The sequence below is a fragment of the Escherichia sp. GZ89 genome, assembly GCF_019366485.1.
GTDB lineage: Bacteria > Pseudomonadota > Gammaproteobacteria > Enterobacterales > Enterobacteriaceae > Escherichia > Escherichia fergusonii.
The window spans coordinates 108,072-135,003 of sequence record NZ_JAEOHX010000001.1 but is presented as its reverse complement, the minus strand read 5'-3'; the positions used below and the strand labels follow the sequence as shown (position 1 = coordinate 135,003).

Genomic DNA, 26,932 nt, shown 5'->3' with positions numbered 1-26,932 from the left:
TATAGTTAGTGTGGGTTTATCCATTTACGCTATATTTAGGACCGTAATCTCCATTGCACTAACGATAACATTGGCAAGCGTCACCCCTGTCAAATAAATCTCAAGGGGTGTTACTCAGGATTAGAAATAATATTCAACGGTCTCTTTTTCTCTGATCTGTTCAGGTTGGAAACTAAATATCTTGAGGAGGGATTGATACTGTCTGCTTTGTTCTGACGTGATTTTCAACGGATTATGACTAATATTAAGTAACTTGAGTGTAACGGGTAAATTATCTGGCATATCTTTTAAATTATTATCATTGAGATATAAATTGACTAATCCGAAAGGTAAGCGCGAAGGTAAATGCTCCAGTCTGTTACCATGAAGTTTTAAATACGTAATACTGGCAGGTAAATCATCAGGAATGGTCGTCAGACACAGATGACTCAAATCCAGTCGAGTATCACTATGGTTCAGACATCTTGTTACTCTGGCAAGGGCTTCAGACCTTTTCTCATCCAAAGTTCTGTCCTTTGCCCATTCATACCATGTGTTCAGAATACGCCAATTGATAGTGTCAATGATGGCCTGTCGAAAGCTATTCACCAACTCCGGTTTATCAATATTTATTTTTTGTGAATTACTGTTATTTCCCTGACTAAGCAACAAAGAAATATTCTGGGTGATATTAATAACATATTCGTTATTTCTGAATTGTTGTGTATCACTCTGCCAGCAAGATTCCAAAAATTTCAAAACTGGCCTTTCGTCCTTAATTATCTCATCACGTTTGTTTTTTATATATAAAATCACACTTTCGGAAAAGTTATTAAAATCTTCGGCTGAGGGTTGATATGTATTATTTATTCCTGTTGTCATCTTTCCGGCTTCCATTGTCAATGACGGGTAGGATATATCATTAACCTAAGTGAAAGGGAAAAATATCAAAAATCGCTCAATTATAGAGAAGAGAGAAAAATCAGGGTTTAAGAGATCAGAACAGGTAGTCTGACCAGAGCGCTTAACTAAATCAGAAAAAGAAAAGGGGTTAGCATTTAGCTAACCCCTTCTTTTATCTGGCGGAAGCGCAGAGATTCGAACTCTGGAACCCTTTCGGGTCGCCGGTTTTCAAGACCGGTGCCTTCAACCGCTCGGCCACACTTCCGGAATGACGCGCACTATAAACATCCCGATGTCTCGTGTAAACCCCTAATTTGTTTGTTTGCCTGAAAAACAACCAATTAATGTTTAATGGATTCAATTTTAAGCTAAGCGAGCAGAAAACCAACAATTCACCTGCTTCTATCGCTCCTTTTTTTGCATCAACCTTTTCCCGACTGCCTGCTGTTAGCCTGAACACTCTGTAAAGACGTAAAACATGTTCCGGATCACATGCGTAAAGAAGGGTAAAACCTCTGGGTAGCTTTCAGCTATATCATTATGCTGCGTTATTAATTACACCTGTCATAGAGAGTGACTCAATGGATCGTATTGTTAGTTCTTCACATGACCGTACATCGTTGCTCAGCACCCATAAGGTGCTGCGTAATACCTATTTCCTGCTGAGCCTGACGCTGGCCTTTTCTGCGATTACCGCAACTGCCAGTACGGTGCTGATGCTGCCGTCTCCGGGCTTGATTCTGACACTGGTGGGTATGTATGGTTTGATGTTCCTGACCTATAAAACGGCGAATAAGCCGACCGGGATTATCTCCGCATTCGCCTTTACCGGTTTTCTGGGTTATATCCTCGGACCAATTCTGAATACTTATCTGTCTGCTGGAATGGGTGACGTAATCGCTATGGCACTGGGCGGAACGGCGTTAGTGTTCTTCTGCTGTTCTGCGTATGTGCTGACCACCCGCAAAGATATGTCCTTCCTCGGCGGTATGCTGATGGCGGGTATTGTGGTGGTGCTGATTGGTATGGTTGCTAATATCTTCCTGCAACTGCCTGCTCTGCATCTGGCGATCAGCGCGGTGTTTATTCTGATCTCCTCCGGCGCGATACTGTTTGAAACCAGCAACATCATTCATGGCGGTGAAACGAACTACATTCGTGCCACGGTTAGCCTGTATGTTTCGCTGTACAACATCTTCGTCAGCCTGCTGAGCATTCTGGGCTTCGCCAGCCGCGATTAATCTCATCCGCTAACACTTTCATAGCCTCGCTTTATGCGGGGCTTTGTTTTTTGTTACACTGCCGCCAGTTTGATTAAGGTAGTAATAATTATGCTGATCTTCGAAGGTAAAGAGATAGAAACGGATACCGAAGGCTATCTCAAAGAAAGCAGCCAGTGGAGTGAGCCGCTGGCGGTGGTGATTGCAGAGAACGAAGGGATTACGCTGTCGCCAGAACACTGGGAAGTGGTGCGTTTTGTGCGTGATTTCTATCTGGAATTCAATACTTCTCCGGCAATTCGTATGCTGGTAAAAGCGATGGCGAATAAGTTTGGTGAAGAAAAAGGTAACAGCCGCTATTTATACCGACTGTTCCCGAAAGGTCCGGCGAAGCAAGCCACCAAAATTGCTGGCCTGCCAAAACCAGTAAAATGTATTTAACGGATACGAAAATCCGTTAATTCCCCCGAGGGATGATGCGGCTCGCTGAGCACCCGTTCCACACGCGCAGAACGCGGGCCGCCACTCTTCAACCACTGCATTAATTTTTCCACCTGCCCTTCTTCACCGCAGGCAACCACTTCCACACTACCATCGTCAAGATTTTTGGCGTAACCGGTTAATCCCAGCCTTTTCGCTTCGTACTGGGTGGTATAGCGAAACCCTACGCCCTGAACCCGGCCGTAAACCCAGGCAATTATGCAGACTTTCGACATGACTGCTCTCCTTATCCTTAATGGACGCGTTGCAAATCCATGGAAAACTCCGGACAATGGCGCCCATTTCTTTGCATCGATAGAATAGTTAATTATGAGTGTACGTTTAGTGTTAGCCAAAGGGCGCGAAAAATCATTACTTCGTCGCCATCCGTGGGTCTTTTCCGGGGCCGTTGCCCGCATGGAAGGTAAAGCCAGCCTCGGTGAAACCATCGATATTGTTGATCATCAGGGAAAATGGTTAGCACGCGGCGCTTATTCGCCAGCTTCGCAAATCCGCGCGCGCGTCTGGACATTTGACCCGTCTGAATCTATCGACATTGCCTTTTTTACCCGCCGTTTACAACAAGCACAAAAATGGCGTGACTGGCTGGCGCAAAAAGATGGCCTCGACAGCTATCGTTTAATCGCTGGCGAATCCGATGGCCTGCCGGGTATTACTATCGATCGCTTCGGCAATTTTCTGGTGCTGCAACTGCTAAGCGCAGGCGCGGAATATCAGCGCGCGGCATTAATTAGCGCCCTGCAAACGCTGTACCCGGAATGTGCGATTTATGATCGCAGTGACGTTGCGGTACGTAAAAAAGAAGGGATGGAACTGACCCAGGGCCCCGTTACCGGCGAGCTGCCGCCTGCCCTGTTGCCGATTGAAGAGCATGGCATGAAACTGCTGGTGGATATTCAGCACGGACACAAAACGGGCTACTACCTGGACCAGCGTGACAGCCGCCTGGCTACCCGCCGCTACGTTGAAAATAAACGTGTGCTGAACTGTTTCTCTTATACTGGTGGTTTCGCGGTGTCCGCGCTGATGGGCGGCTGTAACCAGGTTGTCAGTGTTGATACCTCACAAGAAGCGCTGGATATTGCACGGCAGAACGTTGAGCTGAACAAACTGGATCTGAGTAAGGCTGAGTTTGTCCGTGATGATGTCTTTAAATTGCTGCGTACCTATCGCGATCGCGGTGAAAAATTTGACGTTATCGTGATGGACCCGCCGAAGTTTGTTGAGAATAAAAGCCAGTTGATGGGCGCGTGTCGTGGCTATAAAGACATCAACATGCTGGCAATCCAGTTGCTGAATGAAGGCGGTGTGTTATTGACGTTTTCCTGCTCTGGTTTGATGACCAGCGATTTATTTCAGAAAATCATCGCTGATGCCGCAATTGATGCTGGTCGTGATGTACAATTTATAGAGCAGTTCCGTCAGGCCGCCGATCACCCGGTGATCGCAACCTACCCGGAAGGGCTGTATCTGAAAGGGTTTGCCTGTCGCGTCATGTAACTTGAAAAGTGAAATTCTGCCCATAGTTCAAGGGTAAAGATTTCCCGGGAGGTGACTATGATTGCCAGCAAATTCGGTATCGGTCAGCAGGTTCGCCATTCCCTGTTAGGTTATCTCGGAGTGGTCGTTGATATCGACCCGGTTTATTCGCTCGCCGAACCGTCGCCAGATGAGCTGGCGGTGAACGACGAACTCCGCGCTGCTCCGTGGTACCACGTGGTGATGGAAGATGACAATGGTTTACCGATTCATACTTATCTTGCTGAAGCGCAGCTAAGCAGCGAAATGCGAGAAGAACATCCGGAGCAACCGTCAATGGATGAACTCGCACGGACTATTCGTAAACAACTTCAGGCGCCTCGCTTGCGCAACTAACCCCTTTGAGAAGCCCGGAAGGAAAAATCACCTTCCGGTCTTCTTTTTATTTCGCCAGTCCCAGTCTTGGGATTTCAATTGCCGGGCAACGGTCCATCACGACATTCATTCCCGCTTCTCGCGCCAACACTGCAGCCTGCTCGTTAATCACGCCCAGTTGTAACCATAATGTTTTCGCCCCAATAGCGACAGCTTCCTGCGCCACTCCCCATGCGGCCTCTGAATTACGGAAGACATCCACCATATCGACTTTCTCTGGGATCTCCGCAAGCGTGCCATACCCTTGCTGCCCCAGAAGCGTTTTTCCGGCCACTTTTGGTGAAACCGGAATGACATGGTAGCCCTGGTCGAGCAGGTATTTCATGACTCGATAACTTGGACGGTCAGGTTTATCACTGGCCCCCACCAGCGCAATGGTTCGGGTAGAGGTCAAAATCTCTGCAATATGGGTCTCTTTCATCATTTCCTCCAGTCGGTTTCGTAAAGTGTACGACAAACCCGAGATCCCAACCATTCACCCCATACAGACGTATGAGAGCAAAATCGGAAAATATGTCTATATGTTAGTAAGTATGATTACCGAAAAATTTTGATACATTCTTCATTGGGCGCTTATTGGACAGGAGTAAACTATGAAAGCCGGAACTCTCACTCTCCTCATTGCGCTCTGCTTACCGATATCCGTTTCTGCCACCACGTTACGTCTGAGCAGTGAAGTCGATCTGCTGGTACTGGATGGCAAAAAGGTCTCCAGCTCTCTCTTGCGCGGTGCAGACAGTATTGAACTCGAAAATGGTCCACATCAGTTGGTATTTCGTGTCGAAAAAACAATTCAGATGCCCGGTCACGGAGAACGCCTCTACATCTCACCACCTCTGGTCGCCAGTTTTAATACTCAGCTAATAAGTCAGGTTAATTTTCGCCTACCCTCACTGCTCAATGAGCGGGAAACTGCGCATTTTGATGCCGCACCGCGTCTGGAACTGCTTGACGGCGATGCAATGCCCATACCGGTAAAACTGGATATTCTGGCGATTACTTCAGTAGCTAAACCTATTGATTATGAAGGGGAAGTAGAGCGCTATAACAAATCAGCTAAACGCGCTTCGCTTCCGCAGTTCGCTACGATGATGGCAGATGACAGTACATTGCTTTCTGGTGTTTCGGAACTGGATGCTCTACCACCACAATCACAAGTCCTGACTGAGCAACGTTTAAAATATTGGTTTAAACAAGCGGACCCGCAAACACGTAACAACTTTCTGCAATGGGCTGAAAAACAACCATCTTCCTGAAAATTTTGTGCCTTCGCCCAGGCTTTTTTTGTCTTTCTCTTGCAGCATGAAGCCCTTGCAGTAATCTGTAGCAAAACTAACTACGGAAGTGAATTATGGAACTTACGACCCGCACATTGCCCGCGCGTAAACATATTGCGCTGGTTGCTCATGATCATTGCAAACAGATGTTGATGAACTGGGTGGAACGTCATCAGCCTTTGCTGGAAAAACATGTCCTGTATGCCACTGGCACCACGGGTAACCTGATTCAACGAGCCACAGGCCTTGAAGTGAACGCCATGCTAAGCGGCCCGATGGGTGGAGACCAGCAAGTGGGCGCGCTGATTTCGGAAGGAAAAATAGATGTCCTGATTTTCTTCTGGGATCCCCTCAACGCCGTACCGCACGACCCGGATGTCAAAGCGCTTTTGCGTCTGGCAACAGTGTGGAATATTCCGGTCGCCACCAATGTCGCGACAGCAGATTTTATTATTCAGTCGCCTCACTTTAATGATCCGGTGGATATTCTCATCCCTGATTATCAGCGTTATCTCGCAGAACGCCTGAAATAAAATGTGCAGGCGGTCACCACCGCCTGCTTATTCATGGTTTTCTGGCAATCGGCACATCCAGATCTTTTAAACTTTGCACAAACGATGACGGTGAGGCTTTATTAAATAAAGCCCAGACACGCTGGCGCGCACGCGTAAGCGCTACATATAACAAACGCCGTTCCTCTGCATCAGCAAAGTCTTCAACAGGAGGAAGTAACGCCTCTTCAATGATTGATTCACGCGCCGGGGCCGGGAAACCATCATTCCCTTCGTGCAATCCGACAATAATGACATAGTCAGCCTGCTGGCCTTTACTAGCGTGGATGGTCATAAAATCGATTTGCAACTTCGGCCAGCGAGTTTGTGCTTTTTCGAGACTCGCTGGTTTAAGGTGATGATATCTCGCCAGTACGAGGATACGTTCTTCAGGTTTGGCATAACCGGAAAGTTTATCTAACAGTGCATCCAGTTGTCCTTCCTCAAGCAAGGTCACCGATTTTTTATCACCGCTCATCAGGCTATTAAGCGGTTTTTTAAGTTGATGCGGATTCTGCTGAATAAACCGATTAGCGACTTCGCCGATACGACTATTAAAACGGTAGGTGGTATCCAGATCACAACGATCTCCCTCACCAAATGTTTGATGGAATGCGGTAGTCAGCGAAAGTTGTGCACCACTGAAACGGTAGATTGCCTGCCAGTCGTCACCCACGGCAAATAGTGAGGTTTGACTGTTTTGCTTGCGCAGGGCTGCCAGAAGTGCGGCTCTCTGCGGCGAGATATCCTGAAACTCATCCACCAGAATGTGCTTCCACGGACTGATAAACCGCCCTTTTTCCAGAATCACAATCGCCTGATGAATCAGACCAGAGAAATCCACTGCATTTTCTGCTTTTAACGCGCTTTTCCAGGCTTTTAACAATGGAGCCAGCAGCTTGATACGTTTACTGAATAAATCGCGAATATCCTCTGGTGCCCCAGCGATCATCTCCGCCTGTGCGCCGCCGTGCATTCGCATTAAACTGACCCAACGATCAAGTCGGGAAGCAAGGCGGCGTTGCAGTTTTGTATCGTCCCAGAAATTCCCTTCCGGCACATCCCACTGCAACTCGTCTTCCAGCCATAGCCGCCAGCCTTTCGCCTGTGCTTTTTTCTCGCTGCACTGTTTACGCCATTCCTTAATAAAGAGCTCGTGCCTGGCCTGAGTGTCATTTTCCAGTTTGCTGACCGTGGGTACTTTTTTACTGCCCTGCTGAATAATATACAGAGCAAGGGAGTGAAAAGTACGTGCCGTTATGTCCTCAGTATGCAAACGCTGACGAATTCGTTCATCCATTTCTTCGGCAGCTTTGCGACCAAATGCCAGCAATAAAATTTGTTCAGCCGCGGCTTCGCCTCGGGCCAGCAACCATCCGGCACGGGCCACCAGAACAGATGTTTTTCCACTACCGGCCCCCGCCAACACCAGCAGAGAGTGTTCACCGTTGACAACTGCCCGTGTCTGAGCGGGATTCAGCGGGGAGGACTCTATCTGCTGAAAAAACTCAGCATTCTCTTTTATCATCGCCTCGGTATATCGCTGATTATGTTGTCGACGGCTTCCTTCGATATCTTTCAGCCATGCCATACACTGATTTAATGGATCGCGGCAATTATCAAAGCTTTCCAGTCGGCTGACGGGCAACGGCAGTGCGGAAAATGCCTGACGAATTTGTTGCTGAATCCCCTGGGTTTTATCTCGCGTCAGCCATTTATTTTCCCCGGTTTGCTGGGTAATCAGCGCTAATTGCTCTTGCAGTACCGTGGCGGCAATTTGACTCATTTCGTCGCTCCATTGCTGCCAGTGAGCATTAAGGTGATGATAGAAGCGTTGTGTTTCTGCCCACTCCGTACCATGCAAACGGACAACTTTCTCATCAGGCAACACAAACTCCAGCTCGCCCCACACCAGACCGCGCTTACAGTTAATTGCCAGTAAATGATTAAATGGAATGAGGTACTCATGGCGATCGCCAGAGACTTTAACCCCTGCATTAAGAATGACCGCCCGATCATAAGGGTGCTGCGCCAGACGTTTTCCAAGAGAAGTCGCTTTCAGTTCCATGACTCAGTTGATCCACATGATGAGATTTTCATATCAGTTTAACCGCCAGAGAAAACGTGCTCCAGCCCAAAAAAACGTTACAATTGCGCCTGGCAGAGAAAACCAGAGTTAAACGAGGGTTTATGCGTACTGTTCTGAATATTTTAAATTTTGTACTGGGTGGCTTTGCAACTACCCTGGCATGGTTACTGGCAACTTTTGTCAGCATTATCCTTATTTTTACATTACCGCTGACTCGTTCCTGCTGGGAGATCACAAAGCTTTCATTTATCCCCTATGGCAACGAGGCGATTCATGTAGATGAACTCAACCCGCAGGGCAAAAACGTCTTACTGAATACTGGTGGAACTTTATTAAACATCTTCTGGCTGATCTTTTTCGGCTGGTGGCTTTGCCTGATGCATATTGCCTCCGGAATTGCACAATGTTTAACCATTATTGGTATTCCTGTTGGTATCGCGAATTTCAAAATTGCCGCCATTGCACTCTGGCCTGTTGGCCGTCGCGTGGTGTCGGTAGAGACGGCTCGTGCTGCGCGCGAAGCCAATGCCCGTCGTCGCTTCGAATAATCAGGATTTGCTGGCCGATATGTTAAGCCCCCTGCTCAAACGTTATACCTGGAACAGCAACTGGCTGTATTACGTACGGATTTTCATCGCATTGTGCGGTACCACCGCCCTGCCCTGGTGGCTGGGTGAGGTTAAGCTGACGATCCCGTTGACGCTTGGCATGGTCGCCGCTGCACTGACCGACCTTGATGATCGTCTGGCCGGTCGCCTGCGTAATTTAATTATTACGCTTATCTGCTTTTTTATCGCTTCAGCATCTGTTGAGTTGCTGTTTCCCTGGCCGTGGTTGTTTGCTATTGGTTTAACATTCTCCACCAGCGGATTTATTCTGCTGGGTGCATTAGGGCAGCGTTATGCCACTATCGCCTTCGGTGCCCTGCTGATTGCAATCTACACGATGCTGGGAACGTCGCTGTATGACCAATGGTATCAGCAACCACTGTTATTACTGGCTGGTGCAATTTGGTACAACTTGCTGACACTGATCGGTCATTTGTTATTTCCTATACGCCCTTTACAGGACAACCTTGCGCGTTGTTATGAGCAACTGGCGCACTATCTTGAACTTAAATCGCGCCTTTTCGATCCTGATATTGAAGATGAAAGTCAGGCCCCGCTCTATGATCTCGCACTGGCGAATGGGCAGTTGATGGCGACGCTGAACCAGACAAAACAATCATTACTGACGCGCTTACGCGGAGATCGCGGGCAGCGAGGTACACGTCGAACGCTTCACTATTATTTTGTTGCGCAGGATATTCACGAGCGGGCCAGCTCCTCACACGTGCAATATCAGGCGTTACGGGACTACTTTCGCCATAGCGATGTGATGTTCCGTTTCCAGCGTTTGATGTCGATGCAGGGTCAGGCTTGCATGAAATTGTCGCGTTGTATTTTGCTACGAACGCCTTACCAACATGATTCCCATTTTGAGCGCGCATTTACTCATATAGATGCAGCTCTGGAGCGTGTTCGTGCCGATGGCGCTTCTGAAGAGCAACTAAAAGCGTTGGGCTTTTTGCTGTCAAATTTACGGGCGATTGATGCTCAACTGGCCACGATTGAATCGGAGCAAGCCCTTGCGCTACCAGACAACAGCACCGAAAGCCAATTGGCAGACGACAGTCCTCATGGGCTGAGTGATATCTGGTTACGGCTGCGTCGTAATTTTTCACCAGAATCAGCACTTTTTCGCCATGCTATCCGTATGTCGCTGGTCCTTTGTGTTGGCTATGGCATCATCCAGATCACCGGTATGAACCATGGATACTGGATCCTGCTGACCAGTTTGTTTGTTTGCCAGCCAAACTATAACGCTACACGACATCGGTTAACGTTGAGAATTATCGGTACGCTGGTTGGTGTAGCGATTGGTTTGCCCATTTTATGGTTTGTACCGTCACTGGAAGGGCAACTTGTATTACTGGTGATCACTGGCGTCCTGTTTTTTGCTTTTCGCAATGTGCAGTATGCCCATGCGACCATGTTTATTACCTTGCTGGTACTGTTGTGCTTTAACTTGCTGGGTGAAGGGTTTGAAGTGGCCCTGCCACGTGTAATCGATACGCTTATTGGCTGTGCAATTGCTTGGGCTGCGGTAAGTTTCATTTGGCCAGACTGGCGGTTTCGCAATCTCCCGCGTGTTCTTGAGCGCGCTACAGATGCAAACTGCCGTTATCTGGATGCGATCCTCGAGCAATATCATCAGGGGAGAGATAACCGACTGGCATATCGTGTAGCCCGTAGAGATGCTCATAATCGCGATGCAGAACTGGCGTCTGTGGTTTCTAATATGTCCAGCGAGCCTGATGTAACGCCGCAAATTCGTGAGGCAGCATTCCGGTTACTCTGCCTCAACCATACATTTACCAGCTACATTTCTGCATTAGGCGCACATCGGGAAAAATTAACGAACCCTGATGTGCTGGCGTTTCTGGATGATGCCGTGTGCTACGTTGATGATGCGCTTCATCATCAACCTGCTGACGATATCCGTGTGAATCAGGCGCTGGAAGATCTTAAGCAACGCATTTCCCAACTTGACCCACACCAGGACAGTAAAGAGCCTCTGGTAGTTCAACAAATTGGTTTACTTATTGCGATGTTGCCGGAAATTGGTCGTTTGCAGCGCAAGATTAATCAAATGACGCCAGCAACGCCAGATCTGGCGTAAGAGACTCCACCCATACAGCAAGCTCCTGGCGACGGACCACCGGGAGCGCTGCTTCATGAATATCCTGCACCGCGCCTTCCAGCAAATAGAGTATTTTCACGGTAATGTGCTGATTCATCTGCTTTAACCTTAACCAGCACATTTTTGCCCCCAAAATACGCAACGTGCTGACATCTTTAATACCCGCCTCATTGAGCAACGACTCAAGATGATAAGTAATGTTAGGCAGATCTCTTAAGCGATACTTCCTGCCAAGGCTCTTCTTCTCTTTAAGAGCTGCATCCAGCGAATAACGCGACAGGCGAATTAATTGCTGCTGGTCCTGCCACAAACTTTCATCTACCCGGTAATAGTTCAGCATGACCAACCGCCCTTTTTTCATAAACGTTAACCAGCGGGGGGTATGTTTGACGCAATACTGGACGCTTTGTTCACAGGCGCGCAGATATAACTCACCATCAGCCACCATCGCAAACACGGTATCGCTGATAGTTAAGCTGTAACTGCCAAACAGAGACCGATAGTTCACCCTGCCCAGGGATGCTAAATATTCTTGTGATTTATAGATCCGATCATAGGATAGATTTTTCATAAAAATCCTTTTAAATCATAATGTAAGTAAATGATTTGCGCTAACGGATCCGTTAATTACGAAAATAGGCAACTTATTATCACGGGGCAAGATGATTTTAATTTTTATGCTAACTATTGATAAAAAATGCGAGGCGCTTTCCGAAAATAAGGTTGATCTTTACCCTCTCCAGATGTACTGTATATTCATACAGTGACTCACAGGGCTGGATTGATTATGTACACTTCAGGATATGCAAATCGTTCTTCTTCGTTTTCCACTGCGGTAAATAATACTGCGCGTGTCGCCACGACAAACACTACAGCAGGACTTATCAGTGAAGTGGTCTATCGTGAAGATCAGCCTATGATGACGCAATTACTGCTTTTACCGCTCCTGCAACAACTCGGTCAGCAATCACGCTGGCAGCTATGGTTAACACCCCAGCAAAAACTAAGCCGTGAATGGGTCCAGGCTTCTGGATTACCCTTGAGCAAAGTTATGCAAATCAATCAGCTTTCTCCGTGCCATACTGTTGAATCAATGATTCGCGCTTTACGTACCGGGAATTACAGTGTGGTTATCGGCTGGCTTGCCGAAGAATTAACCGAAGAAGAACATGCGGAACTGGTTAATGCAGCTAATGAAGGGAATGCGATGGGGTTTATTATGCGTCCAGTCAGTGCCCGGACACATGCCACGAGACAACTTTCCGGGTTAAAAATTCATTCTAATTTGTATCATTAAGTAAAATTAGGATTAATCCTGGAATCTTTTTTCATTTGCTCTCTCTATGTTGATGAGCAACATATTTCCCGTGTGAACGCCTGTCGGAAGCGGTTTCTGCCTTCAACCATAGTTGCCTTTGACATCTAAAATGTTAAATATTGTGTACACAAGCCTTTTTTTTTCATATGCCTGACAGAGTTCACACTTGTAAGTTTTCAACTACGTTGTAGACTTTACATCGCCAGGGGTGCTCGGCATAAGCCGAATCTATCGGCAGAGTAACAATTGAGCAGATACCCCCGGTGAAGGATTTAACCGTGTTATCTCGTTGGAGATATTCATGGCGTATTTTGGATGATAACGAGGCGCAAAAAATGAAAAAGACAGCTATCGCGATTGCAGTGGCACTGGCTGGTTTCGCTACCGTAGCGCAGGCCGCTCCGAAAGATAACACCTGGTACACCGGTGCTAAACTGGGCTGGTCCCAGTACCATGACACTGGTTTCATCGACAACAATGGCCCGACCCATGAAAACCAACTGGGCGCTGGTGCTTTTGGTGGTTACCAGGTTAACCCGTATGTTGGCTTTGAAATGGGTTACGACTGGTTAGGTCGTATGCCGTACAAAGGCAGCGTTGAAAACGGTGCATACAAAGCTCAGGGCGTTCAACTGACCGCTAAACTGGGTTACCCAATCACTGACGACCTGGACATCTATACTCGTCTGGGTGGTATGGTTTGGCGTGCAGACACCAAAGCTCACAACAACGTGACTAGTGAATCTGAGAAAAACCACGATACCGGCGTTTCTCCGGTATTCGCAGGTGGTGTTGAATGGGCCATCACTCCAGAAATCGCTACTCGTCTGGAATACCAGTGGACCAACAACATCGGTGACGCTAACACCATCGGAACTCGTCCAGACAACGGTCTGCTGAGCCTAGGTGTTTCCTACCGTTTTGGTCAGGGCGAAGCAGCTCCAGTAGTTGCTCCGGCTCCAGCTCCGGCACCGGAAGTACAGACCAAGCACTTCACTCTGAAGTCTGACGTTCTGTTCAACTTCAACAAAGCAACCCTGAAACCGGAAGGTCAGGCTGCTCTGGATCAGCTGTACAGCCAGCTGAGCAACCTGGATCCGAAAGACGGTTCCGTAGTTGTTCTGGGTTACACCGACCGCATCGGTTCTGACGCATACAACCAGGGTCTGTCCGAGCGTCGTGCTCAGTCTGTTGTTGATTACCTGATCTCCAAAGGTATCCCGGCAGACAAGATCTCCGCACGTGGTATGGGCGAATCCAACCCGGTTACTGGCAACACCTGTGACAACGTGAAACAGCGTGCTGCACTGATCGATTGCCTGGCTCCGGATCGTCGCGTAGAGATCGAAGTTAAAGGTATCAAAGACGTTGTAACTCAGCCGCAGGCTTAAGTTCCGTCCAGAAAAAAACCCCGCTTTATGCGGGGTTTTTTGTTTATTACTGCTACTAATCATTTTTTCCTAGCAGGGCCTGTAAATCCTGTTTCAACGACGACATAGTATTGGCGTACTTCTCTTTATGCTCGGCGTCTTCGATTAATTGCACAATTGTTTCCGACAGTGTTTTACCACGCCGATGCGCAAGCCCCGCCAGTCGCTGCCAGACCATAAATTCAAGGTCGATAGATTTCTTCCGCGTATGCTGATGCTCCGCATTAAAATGGCGCTTACGTCTGGCACGAATCGTCTGCTTCATACGATTAACTAATGCCGGATTCATGTGTTTTGCAATCCAGTCATTCACTTTCACTGGCTCATTTTCCAGCGTCAGTAGTAGATCCACGGCTTCCTGGGCAGCACTGGCCTCAATGTAACGGGTGATCAACTCCCCTTCACGATGCTTTTTCACCAGGTATTTCCACTTCCAACCGCTTTCGAGATTTTCAAGTTGTTGATATTTCATGGCGATCTCAATGTTACCCTGTCACTACTATCAGAATACCAGTTTTTCAGGCAAGAGATGAAAAGAATCTCCAGCCTGTGACAGATACCGCTAACCCTTTATGTTAGTCTGTGCAATTCAGGTGTGCCGCCGGGCCGCTTACGGTATAATCTTTCCTTTTACAATTGACTAAAAAATCTCAATTTTGACCATTACGAAACTTTCATGGCGCGATCTCGTTCCTGATACAGACAGTTATCAGGATATTTTTTCTCAGCCACATTTAACGGACGAAAACGACACCTTACTCAGTGATACTCAGCCACGCCTGCTGTTTGCCCTGGAGCAACTAATGCAACCGTGGGTCGCCTCCCCGTTTATGTTGGCAAAGGCCCCGGAAGAGCGCGAGTACCTGGAACTGCTGTCAGAAGCCACAAGCACCTTATTCAGTAATGCCAACCAACTAACAGGTGGGCATTATGAAATCTCCGGGAATAGTATTCGCTACAAACCGGCTACCCACCGGGATGACAACTTTGCGACTCTGACGCAGGTTGTCAGCGCCGACTGGGTTGAAGCGGAGCAACTGTTTGGCTGTCTGCGTCAATTCAATGGCGATATCACTCTACAACCAGGCCTGGTACATCAGGCAAATGGTGGAGTGTTGATAATTTCGTTGCGCACTCTGCTTGCACAACCATTGCTGTGGATGCGTTTGAAATCCATTGTTACCCATGGACGATTTGACTGGGTTGCATTCGATGAATCTCGACCACTGCCAGTCTCTGTTCCTTCAATGCCACTTACCCTGAAAGTGATTCTGGTGGGGGAACGTGAACTACTGGCTGATTTTCAGGAGATGGAACCAGAACTTTATGCCCAGGCAATTTACAGCGAATTCGAAGATACCTTACAGATTGTCGATGCCGGGTCGATGACGCAATGGTGTCAATGGGTAAGGCAAATCGCCACGCGTAAGAATCTGCCCTTACCTGCCACTGATGCCTGGCAAGTACTGATTCGTGAAGGCGTGCGCTATACCGGTGAGCAAGAAACGTTACCACTTGATCCACAGTGGATTACACGTCAGTTAAAAGAAGTGGCGCCTTTGTGCGAAGGCAACACCTGTAGTGGCGAACAATTATCGCTCATGCTGGCACAAAGACAGTGGCGAGAAGGTTTCCTGGCTGAGCGGATGCAAGATGAAATCCTGCAAGAACAGATTCTGATTGAAACCGAAGGCGAGCGTGTTGGGCAAATTAACGCCCTTTCGGTTATTGAATTTCCTGGGCATCCACGTGCTTTTGGCGAACCGTCACGCATCAGCTGCGTTGTTCATATTGGCGATGGTGAATTTACTGACATCGAACGTAAAGCGGAACTCGGCGGCAATATTCACGCCAAAGGGATGATGATCATGCAGGCGTTCCTGATGTCAGAACTGCAACTGGAACAGCAGATCCCTTTTTCGGCCTCGCTCACTTTTGAACAGTCCTATAGTGAAGTTGATGGTGACAGCGCGTCAATGGCAGAGCTGTGTGCGTTAATCAGCGCCCTTGCCGATGTTCCGGTTAATCAAAGCATTGCGATTACTGGATCTGTGGATCAGTTTGGGCGCGCCCAGCCGGTCGGTGGACTCAATGAAAAAATTGAAGGCTTCTTCGCTATCTGCCAGCAGCGTGAGTTGTCTGGCAAGCAAGGGGTTATCATTCCGAGCGCAAACGTGCGACATCTCAGCTTGCATAGTGAGTTGCTAAAAGCAGTTGAAGAAGAGAAATTCACTATCTGGGCGGTGGATGATGTCACTGATGCTTTACCGCTACTCTTAAATCTGGTGTGGGATGGTGAAGGCCAGACAACGTTGATGCAAACCATTCAGGAGCGTATTGCGCAAGCATCGCAACAGGAAGGTCGTCATCGTTTTCCCTGGCCATTACGCTGGCTGAACTGGTTTATTCCGAACTGATCGGACTTGTTCAGCGTACACGTGTTAGCTATCCTGCGTGCTTCAATAAAATAAGGCTTACTGAGAACATGGTAGATAAACGCGAATCCTATACAAAAGAAGACCTTCTTGCCTCTGGTCGCGGTGAACTGTTTGGCGCTAAAGGCCCGCAATTGCCAGCACCAAACATGCTGATGATGGACCGTGTGGTCAAAATGACCGAAACGGGTGGTAACTACGATAAAGGTTATGTTGAAGCAGAGCTGGATATCAATCCGGATCTGTGGTTCTTCGGATGCCACTTCATTGGCGATCCGGTTATGCCGGGATGCCTGGGACTGGACGCAATGTGGCAGCTGGTAGGATTCTATCTCGGATGGTTGGGCGGCGAAGGTAAAGGTCGCGCACTGGGCGTAGGTGAAGTGAAATTCACTGGTCAGGTTCTGCCAACAGCGAAAAAAGTGACCTACCGTATTCACTTTAAACGCATTGTTAATCGTCGTCTGATTATGGGTCTGGCAGATGGCGAGGTGCTGGTTGATGGTCGTCTGATCTATACCGCCAGCGACCTGAAAGTGGGTCTGTTCCAGGATACTTCTTCGTTCTGATTATTTTCAGGATGATAAAAAGGCGAAACCTCCGCAAGACGGAGGTTTCTTTTTAAAGAGACAGAATCAGGCCATTACTACCCTGTCCGCCATGGCTTCTCGCCAGCCTCCCAGCCATTGTGACCTTTGATTCAGCGTCTGATAGGGACACATTTCTTTTGAGCGTCCGGCGATGCCGGCCTGATAACCACGTTGATGTGCCCGTTCCAGGCGATCTCGTTTTTGTCTCTTCATGCCTCGTTTCCCTCATACTGGTTTCTGGTGGAAAAGAAAACAGTGATTACTAAATATGCAACCACACTTAAGCAATACCGCGAATCATAACTGCCGTCAATGCGCAAAATTCACACCACTGTCATATTTGTGAGCTACACGGGCATGTCGGTTGTACAAAAAATGTGAAGAGGAACAACTTTTTCCACACGTTAGAAACAAAAAAACCGCCTCAGGCAACAAACCGGAGACGGTTATATTTACAAATCTTTATAATTAAGGTAGACGCTTTATCTCTTGCGCAATAGAAGCGGCTTCCTGACTCCAGACACTGGCCAGCACTTTAACCATCTCATCGTAACCATCCTGAGTTTGCACCCCTTCCAGACGGAACGGACGTTTGATCAGTTGTCCCTGGTGGTTCAACAGCCACTCACCACTGACAATGACCTTGCCATCATAGCGACCGTTAAACTCCGTTACGGTAACATTGAGCGTGTCCTGGGCGCTTCCCAGAGGCTGGGAGGCAACCACCCAGCCGGGCAGTTGCGTGCTCAGGTTGGCAACCAGGGTGTTGCGCAACTGTTGATCCAACGGGCTGGCCCACAAGTTGTTGTTGGCAATCACATACTTCACATCACTGGTTTGATAAACCACACCATTCCCCGCCAGATAGTCAGGAACAGCGACCTGCTCTACCCATAACAGGCGATTACCCTGGCTGGCGGTACTTTGTGTACCGCTCTGCACCACAGGTAACTGGTAATAGTTTTTATTAATCTCGCCGGAGCTGCATCCGGCCAGCCACAGTGCCGCAATCGTCACTAGCCACTTTTTCATTGTTTCGCCCTCTTCGGCTCTGGATCTTTTTTGTCCTTCGCTTCAAATACCAGCGCGTTACTCTTCTCGTTGAGCGTTTTCAGTACTGGCTGCAATTCACGCAATACCTGATCAAGCCGCTGCATATCCGCCACCATCTTGTTGTAGGCTGCGGAGCCAGGCTGGAAGCCCTGCATACTGCGATTCAACTCACGCAGGGTATTTTGCATGTCTGCCGGAAGTTGCTGCATCGACTGGCTGGCGATTATCTTATTCATGCTATCCATTGTTGTTTGCAGGCTCTTCATGGTGCGCTGACTTTCGCTCAGCGTATTTGTCGCCTGAGCAATCATCGGATCCAACGGTAGTTTATTGATCTTATCCAGTGCTTCCATCAGGCGTTGCTGGATTTGCGCCAGACCACCACTAACGGTCGGGATAATCTGATAGCCATTAAACTCACGTACCCCTGTGATTGCAGGTGTGTTTGGATAGAAGTCCAGATCCACATACAACGCGCCGGTGACAAGATTGCCGGTTTTCAGGGAACCACGTAAACCACGTTGCAACAGCTCCGCCATATGTTTGACTACATCCGTATTTTCGCCCAACTGCATTTTCAACCGCTCCGGTTCAATGCGAATCAGTACCGGAATACGGTAATCATCGTTAAAGGTCTGACGCATATTCGGTGCGAAGAACGGCACTTTGCTTACCGTACCGAGACGAATTCCACGGAATTCCACTGGCGCACCGGGTTGCAAACCACGGACAGAATCTTTAAAGAACATCAGATAATCAATATGATCGGTATACAGAGAGTCCTGAATGCTGCGTTGATCGTCATACAACACAAACGCCGATTTCGGTGCGACTGGTTGACCTAAATCCAGCCCTTCAGGCACATCAAAACTGACACCACCACTAAGAAGTGTGGTTAACGATCCCATCTCCACGCGCATACCTGCCGAGGTGAGATCCACTGCAATACCACTGTCTTTCCAGAAACGGACATTACTGGTTACCAGTCGGTCGTAAGGTGCGTTAACAAAGAGTTGATAACTGATATTGCGTTTTTGGGTATCAAATGTGCTGGTTTCCACCGAGCCAACCCGAAAGCCACGAAATAACACCGGATCCCCAGGAGAAAGTTGCCCGGCTTTTTTACTGTCGAGAATAATACGGATCCCTTTCGCATCTGGCGGCGCAAGGGGTGGCGAATCAAGCAAATCATACTTCGTCTGCTTGCTGCCTTTTGCCCCTGGTTGAAGTTCAATATAAACCCCGGAGAGCAACGTGCCGAGACCACTGATCCCTTCACGACCAACCTGTGGTTTTACCACCCAAAAAACCGTATCTTTATGCAGCAGTTTCTCCATACCGGAGTTCAAACGCGCCTTGATTTCAACGTGCGTTAAATCATCAGCCAGAGTGGCGCTTTCAACCACCCCGACGTCAACGCTACGGCTTTTGATTGTCGTCTTACCACCTTCGATCCCTTCCGCATTAGCGGTAATCAGGGTCACTTCCGGCCCCTGATGACTGTAATGATAAAAAAGAACCCAGGCCCCGATGAGTGCCGTAACGATAGGAAATATCCACACGGGAGACCAGTTTCTCACTTTCTGGATTTTGGCTTCCCCACTTTTAGATTCCATACTGTCAGGACTCCTTATGCTCTGGTTGGCGATCCCACGACAAACGCGGATCAAACGTCATCGCAGAAAACATTGTCATTATGACGACTAAAGCAAACATTAATGCACCCATTGCCGGATAAATACTCATTAAACCTCCCATACGCACCAGCGCCGAGAGCACCGCGATGACGAAAACGTCAATCATTGACCAGCGGCCTACAAACTCTACAACTTCGTAAATCAAATGCATTCTTTCACTGTCGCGCTTGCCATGCCCTTTGGCATCCCAGCACAACCAGCCAATCGCAATCATCTTTAACGTTGGCACCATAATACTGGCCAGGAAGATAACCGCAGCAACGGGATAAGAGCCTTCACTCCATAATAAGATGACACCAGCAAGAATCGTCGACGGCATTTTCGAGCCTAATAAATCCGTCACCATGATGGGCAAAATATTCGCCGGGAGATACAGCATGATGGACGTAACAAGCAGTGCGAGTGTCCATTGCAGGCTGTTTCTACGTCGAACGTATCCTTTCGTGCCACAGCGTGGGCACACTGGATCACCAGCTGGAAGAATTGCCGTGCAACAGGAGCACGAACGCAGCCCCTGACGTATCCCCGTGACGCCCGGTTTTAGCGGCTGGCGCAATTCTGGCATTGGGGCAATATCGTCCCATAACCAGCGACGATCAACGCACTGAAAGGCGCGCAGTTGCAGGACACAAAATAAACACCATGGGAGAAAGCTGCTGCCTACACCAATGCTGCCGTAGGCCATCAGTTTAACGAAACTCACCAGCACACCGGCGAGGAAAATCTCCGCCATTCCCCAGGTTTTGAGTTGAAAAAGCACCCGTGCCAGTTGCTCTTTTAAACGGACCGGTAATTCCGCGCGATTAACCAGTAGCAGAATAGTTATCAGGCAAAACGCGGGAACCAGTTGCACAAACAACAGGAAAAAGGTGCCGAGGATGGCGTAGTCCTCAGAAAAAAGCACGCCGGGAATTTCCAGTAATGTAATTTCACTGGTGACTCCTGCAACGTTCATTTTCACAAAAGGAAACAAGTTGGACAGCAACAGCATGAACAGTGCAGCCAACGCATAGGCGGTGGGACGCTGCCGAGGGGCATCCCACGCCACGGTTAACGTTGTGCCACACCGGGGACATGCCGCTTTCTGACCATGCTCAAGGCGCGGTAACGCCACCAGCATGTCACACTGCGAGCACAGGATGTGCTTCGCGGCATGATGATGTTCGCACATTGGTACTCCTTAATGATGCGCTATTTTACAGATTGCTAACAAAGCGCTGGTTTTCGTGCCAGATAAACGTTACGCATCTGGCAATTTTACCGTTGTCAGCAGCCTCTGTTTAAATCGACTATTTTGCGATCAGCCACCATTTTTTAACGCTTCAAGATACTCCCAGCGTTCAAAGGCTTGCTCCAGCTCCTGCTCCGCAGCAGCCATATCGGCGAGCACTTTTTGTGTCTGCTCATGCGGCTGACTGAAGAAGGCAGCATCCGCCACCTGCGTCTGTAGGGCTTCCAGCTTCGCCTCCAGCTCTTCGAGCAATTGCGGTAGCTGCTCCAGTTCGCGCTGCAATTTATAGCTTAGTTTGCTACTGCTGCGTTTTACAGTTTCCGCTTTTGGCGCGGCGGCTTCTTCGGTTTTTTTCACCGCAGGCTGTTTGAGCGCCACATACTGTTCTTGCTGACCACGGGCATCATGATAACCGCCGACATAACGACCAATTTTACCGCCGCCTTCGAAGATCCAGCATTCTGTAACCGTGTTATCGACAAACTGACGATCGTGGCTCACCAGCAATACCGTCCCCTGGTAGCTGTCGATCAGTTCTTCCAGAAGTTCCAGCGTTTCGACATCAAGATCGTTGGTCGGTTCGTCAAGAATCAATAAGTTGCTTGGTTTGAGGAACAAACGCGCCAACAACAAGCGGTTACGCTCACCGCCAGATAGCGCACGTACCGGCGTCATCGCCCGTTTCGGATGGAACAGGAAGTCCTGCAAATAACCCAGTACATGGCGTGGTTTGCCATTTACCATCACCTCTTGTTTGCCTTCGGCCAGGTTATCCATCACCGTTTTATCGGGATCCAGTTCCGCGCGGTGCTGATCGAAATAAGCCACTTCCAGTTTGGTACCGACGTGAATACGTCCGCTATCTGGTTGAAGTTGACCTAGCATCAGTTTCAGCAGCGTGGTTTTGCCGCAGCCGTTCGGACCAATCAAGGCAATTTTGTCGCCACGTTGAACCTGGGCAGAAAAATCTTTCACCAATTGCTTACCGTCAACCTGGTAGCAAACGTCTTCCATTTCGAAAACGATCTTACCGGAGCGGCTGGCCTCTTCCACCTGCATCTTCGCCGTCCCCATGACCTCACGGCGCTGGCTACGTTCACGGCGCATTGCTTTCAGGGCGCGTACGCGGCCTTCATTACGGGTACGGCGCGCTTTGATCCCCTGGCGGATCCACACCTCTTCCTGCGCCAGTTTGCGATCGAACTCGGCATTTTGTAGTTCTTCCACACGCAGGGCTTCTTCCTTTTCAAGCAGATACTGGTCGTAATTCCCTGGATAGGTCACCAGCTTGCCGCGATCGAGATCAACAATGCGCGTCGCCATATTGCGGATAAACGAACGGTCGTGGGAGATGAAAATAATCGTCCCATTGAAGGTTTTGAGGAATCCTTCCAGCCAGTCGATGGTTTCGATATCAAGGTGGTTAGTCGGTTCGTCGAGCAACAACACGCGCGGATTGCTCACCAGCGCGCTTCCTAATGCCGCTTTACGCAACCAGCCGCCGGAAAGCGACGACAGCGCAACGTTAGGATCTAACCCCAGCTGTGCCAGCACTTCGTTAATGCGGTTTTCCAACTGCCACAGGTTGTGGTGATCCAGCTGTTCCTGAACCTTCGCCAGTTCGTTGAGATTTTTCTCGCTTGGGTCGTTCATCACCAGACGCGAAATATCGTGATAGCGTTTCAGGTATTCCGCTTGTTCTTCAATGCCTTCGGCAACGAAATCATAAACGCTACCCTCAACATTACGCGGCGGATCCTGTTGCAGACGAGCTACAATCAAATCTTGCTCGTAAATAATGCGACCGTCATCCAGTCCCTGTTCACGGTTGAGGATTTTCATTAACGTCGATTTGCCTGCGCCGTTACGCCCCACCAGACAAACACGTTCGTTATCTTCGATATGCAGTTCTGCGTTATCGAGAAGCGGCGCGTCGCTGAACGACAGCCATGCGCCATGCATACTGATTAATGACATTACTATTCCTTTCAGGCTGCGGTAATCAGCCAGCAGTTGTGGATCTGGCGGTTACGGGCAAAATCCTGGGAGAGCGTTTTTTGCGTAATTTCTTGTGCTTTCAGCCCCAGTTTTGCCAGTCCGTCAAGATCCATACGGAAGCCACGTTTGTTGTTCGAGAACATGATCGTCCCACCAGCACGCAGCAGACGTTTCAAATCTTTCATCAGCGCCAGATGATCGCGCTGAACATCAAACGCATCTTCCATTCGTTTTGAGTTAGAGAAGGTTGGCGGATCAATAAAGATCAGATCGAACTGTTCATTTGCCTCACGCAACCATGCCAGGCAATCGGCCTGAATCAGGCGATGCGCTCGGCCAGTTAAGCCATTCAGACGCAGGTTGCGTTCTGCCCACTCCAGATAAGTACGCGACATATCCACGGTGGTGGTGCTGCGTGCACCGCCTAATCCCGCATGCACGGTGGCGCTACCGGTATAGGAGAACAGGTTGAGGAAATCTTTGCCTTTGCTCATCTGACCGAGCATACGACGGGCGATACGGTGATCGAGGAACAGACCGGTATCGAGGTAATCCGTCAGGTTCACCCACAAGTGAGCGTTATATTCGGTAACTTCAAGAAACTCGCCCTTCTCGCCCAGTTTCTGGTACTGATTTTTGCCCTTCTGGCGTTCACGGGTTTTCAGCACCAGTTTGTTTGGCGCAATCCCCAGTACCGAAATGGTTGCAGCGATAATATCGAACAGACGCTGACGCGCTTTGTGCGCATCAATAGTTTTTGGCGGCGCATACTCCTGCACCACCACCCAGTCGGCATAACGATCAACGGCAACGTTATATTCCGGCAGATCGGCGTCATACAGGCGGTAACATTCAATCCCTTCCTGGCGAGCCCACTTCTCGAATTTTTTGAGGTTCTTACGCAGGCGGTTGGCGTAGTCTTCCGCTACCATTGCCGGTTTGCTGTCTGGTGTGCTTTCGGCAACGTGATAATTTTTCTGTACGCAGTCCAGCGGGCCGTTTTTCGCCTTGTACTGTTTGTCTGCGCGCAGCTGCAGGCAGCTTAGCAGATCCGGCGAGGCACTAAACAAAGAGAGATTCCAGCCACCGAACTGGTTTTTCATGATTCGGCCCAGCAGGCTATGCAGTGCAATCAGCGCCGGTTCGCTGTCCAGACGTTCACCGTATGGCGGGTTGCTCAACACTGTACCGTACGGCCCTTTCGGCAGCGGATTGGTCAGTTGCGCAACATCTTTCACCTCAAAGGTAATCAGTTCACCAATCCCCGCAAGACGGGCGTTAGTGCGCGCACGTTGAATCACCCGTGCGTCGCTGTCCGAACCGTAAAAATGAGAGCTGTACTCCGCCAGGCCTTTACGGGCGCGAGTTTGCGCTTCCGCTTTCACTTCCTGCCAGATAGCTTCATCATGCTGCGCCCAGCCGCTAAAGCCCCAACGCCCACGGTGCAAACCTGGTGCGCGATCGGTCGCCAGCATCGCAGCTTCAATCAGCAACGTACCAGAACCACACATTGGATCGAGCAGAGGTGTTCCCGGCTGCCAGCCGGATCGCATCACAATCGCGGCTGCCAGGGTTTCTTTGATCGGCGCAATACCAGCACGATCGCGATAGCCACGCAGATGTAAACCATCACCACTGAGATCAAGGGCGATACTGGCAGTTTCTTTATGCAGCCAGACGTTAACGCGGATATCCGGCGCATCGCGATCAACATTTGGACGCGGCAAATTTTTCCGCGTGAAAGCATCGACGATCGCGTCTTTCACTTTCATCGCGCCGTACTGGCTGTTGCGAATGGTGTCATTTAAACCACTGAAATGGACAGCGAAGGTCGCGCCAGGATTAAACATCTCTGTCCAGTTGATCGCCTGAACGCCGAGATAGAGGTCTAAATCACTGTAAACCTTACACTCGCCCAGCGGCAACATAATACGCGAGGCGAGGCGGCTCCACATCAGGCTCTGGTAAACAAGCCGTGTGTCGCCCTTGAAATGGACCCCACCCTGAACCACCTGGCATTCAACGGCCCCCAGGTTTTCCAGTTCAGTTTTTAACAGCTCTTCCAGCCCACGGGCCGTACTGGCAAACAGAGAATTCATATCGTCACTTTTACACTAAGAAAATTGTTGCGCATTATAGCTAATAAGCGCGTCATGTCATAAAGTTGAAGGCTTATTTTCATTTGAGGACCGCAGCGTGGCGACACTAACCCGGCTTTTTATTCATCCTGTTAAATCGATGCGCGGCATTGGTCTTACACATGCCCTGGCGGATGTCAGTGGTCTGGCCTTCGATCGCATCTTTATGATCACGGAACCTGACGGTACGTTTATTACCGCTCGCCAGTTTCCGCAGATGGTACGGTTTACCCCTTCACCCGTACATGACGGCTTGCATCTCACCGCGCCAGATGGCAGTAGCGCATATGTCCGTTTTGCTGATTTCGCCACACAAGACGCCCCAACCGAAGTTTGGGGTACACATTTTACTGCGCGAATTGCACCAGACGCGATCAACAAATGGTTAAGTGGATTTTTCTCCCGCGAAGTCCAATTGCGCTGGGTGGGGCCACAAATGACCCGGCGCGTGAAACGCCACAACACTGTACCTCTGTCATTTGCTGATGGCTATCCTTACCTTCTTGCTAACGAAGCCTCGTTACGTGATCTCCAACAACGTTGTCCGGCCAGTGTAAAAATGGAGCAATTCCGCCCCAATCTGGTGGTTTCCGGTGCGTCGGCCTGGGAAGAAGATAGCTGGAAAGTGATTCGTATTGGTGATGTGGTGTTTGATGTGGTTAAACCTTGTAGCCGCTGTATTTTCACCACCGTCAGCCCGGAAAAAGGACAAAAGCATCCGGCAGGTGAACCGTTAAAAACATTGCAATCTTTCCGAACAGCCCAGGATAACGGCGATGTCGATTTTGGTCAGAATTTAATTGCCCGTAATAGTGGCGTGATTCGCGTTGGCGACGAGGTGGAAATTCTGGCAACGGCTCCGGCGAAAGTTTACGGCGCAGCTGCCGTGGACGATACCGTCGACGCCGCGCAGCAACCGGACGCAAATGTAGATATTGACTGGCAAGGGCAGGCATTTCGTGGAAATAACCAACAGGTTCTGCTGGAGCAATTAGAAAATCGGGGAATTCGTATCCCTTATTCTTGCCGCGCGGGCATTTGTGGAAGCTGCCGTGTTCAGCTTTTAGAAGGCGAAGTCACACCGCTCAAAAAGTCAGCAATCAGCAATGATGGCACCATTCTTTGCTGTAGTTGTGTGCCGAAGACTGCGCTTAAACTAGCGCGTTAAACTGCCTGTTCGAGGCTGAAACTGTCAACATTAACCTGTGGTTTCAGCCTGTCATTCATGATTTTGATGGCGTCCCCCAACTGCATCGCGCGACCCGCAATAACAACGCAGGGTTGTGCCAGCAGGCACAGTGCGGCATTTTCGCCAGATTCAACGACCAGCAAATTGACCTGCTCGTGAGTATCGCTCAACCAGACACAAGCGGCATCACCGGGCATTGGTGCCCACATTTCGCCATGAGATATAAAATGCCAGCTTTTCGGCATTTGCGGTTTGAGATAACGAATTGCTACCAGTGCATTAAGCACTAACTCAGCTTTCTGTTCTTTGGATAACGGCAGGTCACGGCATTTTTCTTCAAAAGAAAAATAGAGCGCTGCATCATCAACACAAAAACCGGAGGGATTAAAGGCATCTGGCGTGAGCATTTTACGAGCAAAACGCGAGCGAAATAACATACCATTGGCTAAATCGAGCATCATTCGATCGTGCTCTTCATCATAATACCAGCGCCAGTTATCGTCAGGTTTAATTCGCATGCGGATTCTCCCACCTAAATCATTCTGCGCAACATTGTCCTTTGCCGCTTCGTTTATTGCCCTAAATAAGAAAAGACTAAAATGTATAAATAAGCAACAGGTAAGGAATATAAAACAACCAGGGCTGGAAATAAAGCCCCGGTTCTCTCATAACGTTAA

General features: G+C 49.0%; 26 protein-coding genes and 1 tRNA gene. 13 read left to right on the top strand and 14 right to left on the bottom strand.

Annotated features, from left to right (window positions below; genetic code table 11):
* Positions 1–120: 120 nt before the first annotated feature.
* Together K0335_RS00640 and K0335_RS00635 are read right to left on the bottom strand one after the other, a co-directional pair.
* Positions 121–861: a hypothetical protein gene (locus tag K0335_RS00640; RefSeq protein ID WP_000206924.1), complete on the bottom strand. Its 741-nt coding sequence runs from the start codon at positions 859–861 to the stop codon at positions 121–123.
* Positions 862–1,059: 198 nt separating this feature from the next.
* A tRNA-Ser gene (locus tag K0335_RS00635) sits at positions 1,060–1,147 on the bottom strand.
* Positions 1,148–1,463: 316 nt separating this feature from the next.
* Here K0335_RS00635 and yccA point away from each other — a divergent pair.
* On the top strand, positions 1,464–2,123 hold the full coding sequence (gene yccA / locus K0335_RS00630) for an FtsH protease modulator YccA (protein WP_000375136.1): 660 nt from the start codon (positions 1,464–1,466) through the stop codon (positions 2,121–2,123).
* Between the two features lie 90 nt (positions 2,124–2,213).
* On the top strand, positions 2,214–2,543 hold the full coding sequence (gene tusE / locus K0335_RS00625) for a sulfurtransferase TusE (protein WP_000904443.1): 330 nt from the start codon (positions 2,214–2,216) through the stop codon (positions 2,541–2,543).
* On the opposite strand, the gene yccX is transcribed toward tusE, so the two are convergent.
* Positions 2,540–2,818 carry an acylphosphatase gene (yccX, locus tag K0335_RS00620; RefSeq protein ID WP_000048252.1) on the bottom strand — a complete coding sequence of 93 codons (279 nt, stop codon included), beginning with the start codon at positions 2,816–2,818 and terminating at the stop codon, positions 2,540–2,542. The genes tusE and yccX overlap by 4 nt on opposite strands.
* Before the next feature lie 94 nt (positions 2,819–2,912).
* On the opposite strand from yccX, the gene rlmI reads away from it, so the two are divergent.
* Complete coding sequence (rlmI, locus tag K0335_RS00615) at positions 2,913–4,103, top strand: 23S rRNA (cytosine(1962)-C(5))-methyltransferase RlmI (protein WP_000116320.1); 1,191 nt, start codon at positions 2,913–2,915, stop codon at positions 4,101–4,103.
* A 57-nt stretch (positions 4,104–4,160) separates the two neighbouring features.
* A complete protein-coding gene (hspQ, locus tag K0335_RS00610) occupies positions 4,161–4,478 on the top strand; it encodes a heat shock protein HspQ (RefSeq protein WP_000561985.1) in 318 nt (105 codons plus the stop codon).
* 46 nt (positions 4,479–4,524) lie between these two features.
* Here hspQ and K0335_RS00605 read toward each other — a convergent pair whose 3' ends face one another.
* A complete protein-coding gene (locus tag K0335_RS00605; RefSeq protein WP_000665266.1) occupies positions 4,525–4,938 on the bottom strand; it encodes a CoA-binding protein in 414 nt (137 codons plus the stop codon).
* A 172-nt stretch (positions 4,939–5,110) separates the two neighbouring features.
* Between K0335_RS00605 and K0335_RS00600 the strand changes: the two genes are divergently transcribed.
* Entirely contained in the window at positions 5,111–5,773 is a 663-nt protein-coding gene (locus K0335_RS00600) for a DUF2057 family protein (protein ID WP_104919632.1), read from the top strand.
* A 95-nt stretch (positions 5,774–5,868) separates the two neighbouring features.
* Positions 5,869–6,327 (top strand): methylglyoxal synthase, encoded by a 459-nt coding sequence (gene mgsA, locus K0335_RS00595; RefSeq protein WP_000424177.1) that lies wholly within the window; start codon positions 5,869–5,871, stop codon positions 6,325–6,327.
* Between the two features lie 31 nt (positions 6,328–6,358).
* On the opposite strand, the gene helD is transcribed toward mgsA, so the two are convergent.
* Positions 6,359–8,413 carry a DNA helicase IV gene (gene helD, locus K0335_RS00590; protein ID WP_000420509.1) on the bottom strand — a complete coding sequence of 685 codons (2,055 nt, stop codon included), beginning with the start codon at positions 8,411–8,413 and terminating at the stop codon, positions 6,359–6,361.
* 122 nt (positions 8,414–8,535) lie between these two features.
* On the opposite strand from helD, the gene K0335_RS00585 reads away from it, so the two are divergent.
* Positions 8,536–8,982, top strand: coding sequence for a YccF domain-containing protein (locus tag K0335_RS00585; protein ID WP_002431615.1), 447 nt, complete (start codon positions 8,536–8,538; stop codon positions 8,980–8,982).
* 19 nt (positions 8,983–9,001) lie between these two features.
* The gene (gene yccS / locus K0335_RS00580; protein WP_032243386.1) at positions 9,002–11,155 is read left to right on the top strand and encodes a YccS family putative transporter; all 2,154 of its coding nucleotides are present in this window, start codon (positions 9,002–9,004) and stop codon (positions 11,153–11,155) included.
* On the opposite strand, the gene K0335_RS00575 is transcribed toward yccS, so the two are convergent.
* Positions 11,118–11,747, bottom strand: coding sequence for a TfoX/Sxy family DNA transformation protein (locus K0335_RS00575; RefSeq protein ID WP_000793790.1), 630 nt, complete (start codon positions 11,745–11,747; stop codon positions 11,118–11,120). The two genes, yccS and K0335_RS00575, sit on opposite strands and share 38 nt — an antisense overlap.
* Positions 11,748–11,963: 216 nt before the next feature.
* Here K0335_RS00575 and sulA point away from each other — a divergent pair, with 216 nt between their 5' ends.
* Together sulA and ompA are read left to right on the top strand one after the other, a co-directional pair.
* On the top strand, positions 11,964–12,473 hold the full coding sequence (gene sulA / locus K0335_RS00570) for an SOS-induced cell division inhibitor SulA (protein WP_000288735.1): 510 nt from the start codon (positions 11,964–11,966) through the stop codon (positions 12,471–12,473).
* Between the two features lie 356 nt (positions 12,474–12,829).
* Positions 12,830–13,885, top strand: coding sequence for a porin OmpA (gene ompA / locus K0335_RS00565; protein WP_219393688.1), 1,056 nt, complete (start codon positions 12,830–12,832; stop codon positions 13,883–13,885).
* Between the two features lie 55 nt (positions 13,886–13,940).
* Here the strand turns inward: ompA and matP are convergent, their stop codons facing one another.
* Positions 13,941–14,396, bottom strand: a complete 456-nt coding sequence (gene matP, locus K0335_RS00560; protein ID WP_000877154.1) for a macrodomain Ter protein MatP — start codon at positions 14,394–14,396, stop codon at positions 13,941–13,943.
* A gap of 184 nt (positions 14,397–14,580) precedes the next feature.
* On the opposite strand from matP, the gene K0335_RS00555 reads away from it, so the two are divergent.
* Complete coding sequence (locus K0335_RS00555) at positions 14,581–16,341, top strand: Lon protease family protein (protein ID WP_104919631.1); 1,761 nt, start codon at positions 14,581–14,583, stop codon at positions 16,339–16,341.
* A gap of 68 nt (positions 16,342–16,409) precedes the next feature.
* Positions 16,410–16,928, top strand: coding sequence for a 3-hydroxyacyl-[acyl-carrier-protein] dehydratase FabA (gene fabA / locus K0335_RS00550; RefSeq protein WP_000227930.1), 519 nt, complete (start codon positions 16,410–16,412; stop codon positions 16,926–16,928).
* A gap of 66 nt (positions 16,929–16,994) precedes the next feature.
* Here the strand turns inward: fabA and rmf are convergent, their stop codons facing one another.
* The 6 genes from rmf to rlmKL all read right to left on the bottom strand — a co-directional run bounded on the left by rmf (position 16,995) and on the right by rlmKL (position 25,027).
* Positions 16,995–17,162: a ribosome modulation factor gene (rmf, locus tag K0335_RS00545; RefSeq protein WP_000828648.1), complete on the bottom strand. Its 168-nt coding sequence runs from the start codon at positions 17,160–17,162 to the stop codon at positions 16,995–16,997.
* Between the two features lie 255 nt (positions 17,163–17,417).
* Positions 17,418–17,981 carry a membrane integrity-associated transporter subunit PqiC gene (gene pqiC, locus K0335_RS00540; protein WP_000759110.1) on the bottom strand — a complete coding sequence of 188 codons (564 nt, stop codon included), beginning with the start codon at positions 17,979–17,981 and terminating at the stop codon, positions 17,418–17,420.
* Positions 17,978–19,618 (bottom strand): intermembrane transport protein PqiB, encoded by a 1,641-nt coding sequence (gene pqiB / locus K0335_RS00535; protein WP_000444390.1) that lies wholly within the window; start codon positions 19,616–19,618, stop codon positions 17,978–17,980. The genes pqiC and pqiB overlap by 4 nt, the downstream gene beginning before the upstream one ends.
* A gap of 4 nt (positions 19,619–19,622) precedes the next feature.
* On the bottom strand, positions 19,623–20,870 hold the full coding sequence (gene pqiA, locus K0335_RS00530; RefSeq protein ID WP_104919630.1) for a membrane integrity-associated transporter subunit PqiA: 1,248 nt from the start codon (positions 20,868–20,870) through the stop codon (positions 19,623–19,625).
* 129 nt (positions 20,871–20,999) lie between these two features.
* Positions 21,000–22,907, bottom strand: coding sequence for an ABC transporter ATP-binding protein (locus K0335_RS00525; RefSeq protein WP_219393687.1), 1,908 nt, complete (start codon positions 22,905–22,907; stop codon positions 21,000–21,002).
* A gap of 11 nt (positions 22,908–22,918) precedes the next feature.
* Entirely contained in the window at positions 22,919–25,027 is a 2,109-nt protein-coding gene (gene rlmKL, locus K0335_RS00520) for a bifunctional 23S rRNA (guanine(2069)-N(7))-methyltransferase RlmK/23S rRNA (guanine(2445)-N(2))-methyltransferase RlmL (protein WP_001086527.1), read from the bottom strand.
* Positions 25,028–25,124: 97 nt separating this feature from the next.
* Between rlmKL and ycbX the strand changes: the two genes are divergently transcribed.
* The gene (gene ycbX, locus K0335_RS00515) at positions 25,125–26,234 is read left to right on the top strand and encodes a 6-N-hydroxylaminopurine resistance protein YcbX (protein WP_000224279.1); all 1,110 of its coding nucleotides are present in this window, start codon (positions 25,125–25,127) and stop codon (positions 26,232–26,234) included.
* On the opposite strand, the gene zapC is transcribed toward ycbX, so the two are convergent.
* Positions 26,231–26,773: a cell division protein ZapC gene (zapC, locus tag K0335_RS00510; RefSeq protein ID WP_001220658.1), complete on the bottom strand. Its 543-nt coding sequence runs from the start codon at positions 26,771–26,773 to the stop codon at positions 26,231–26,233. The two genes, ycbX and zapC, sit on opposite strands and share 4 nt — an antisense overlap.
* Positions 26,774–26,932 lie beyond the last annotated feature (159 nt).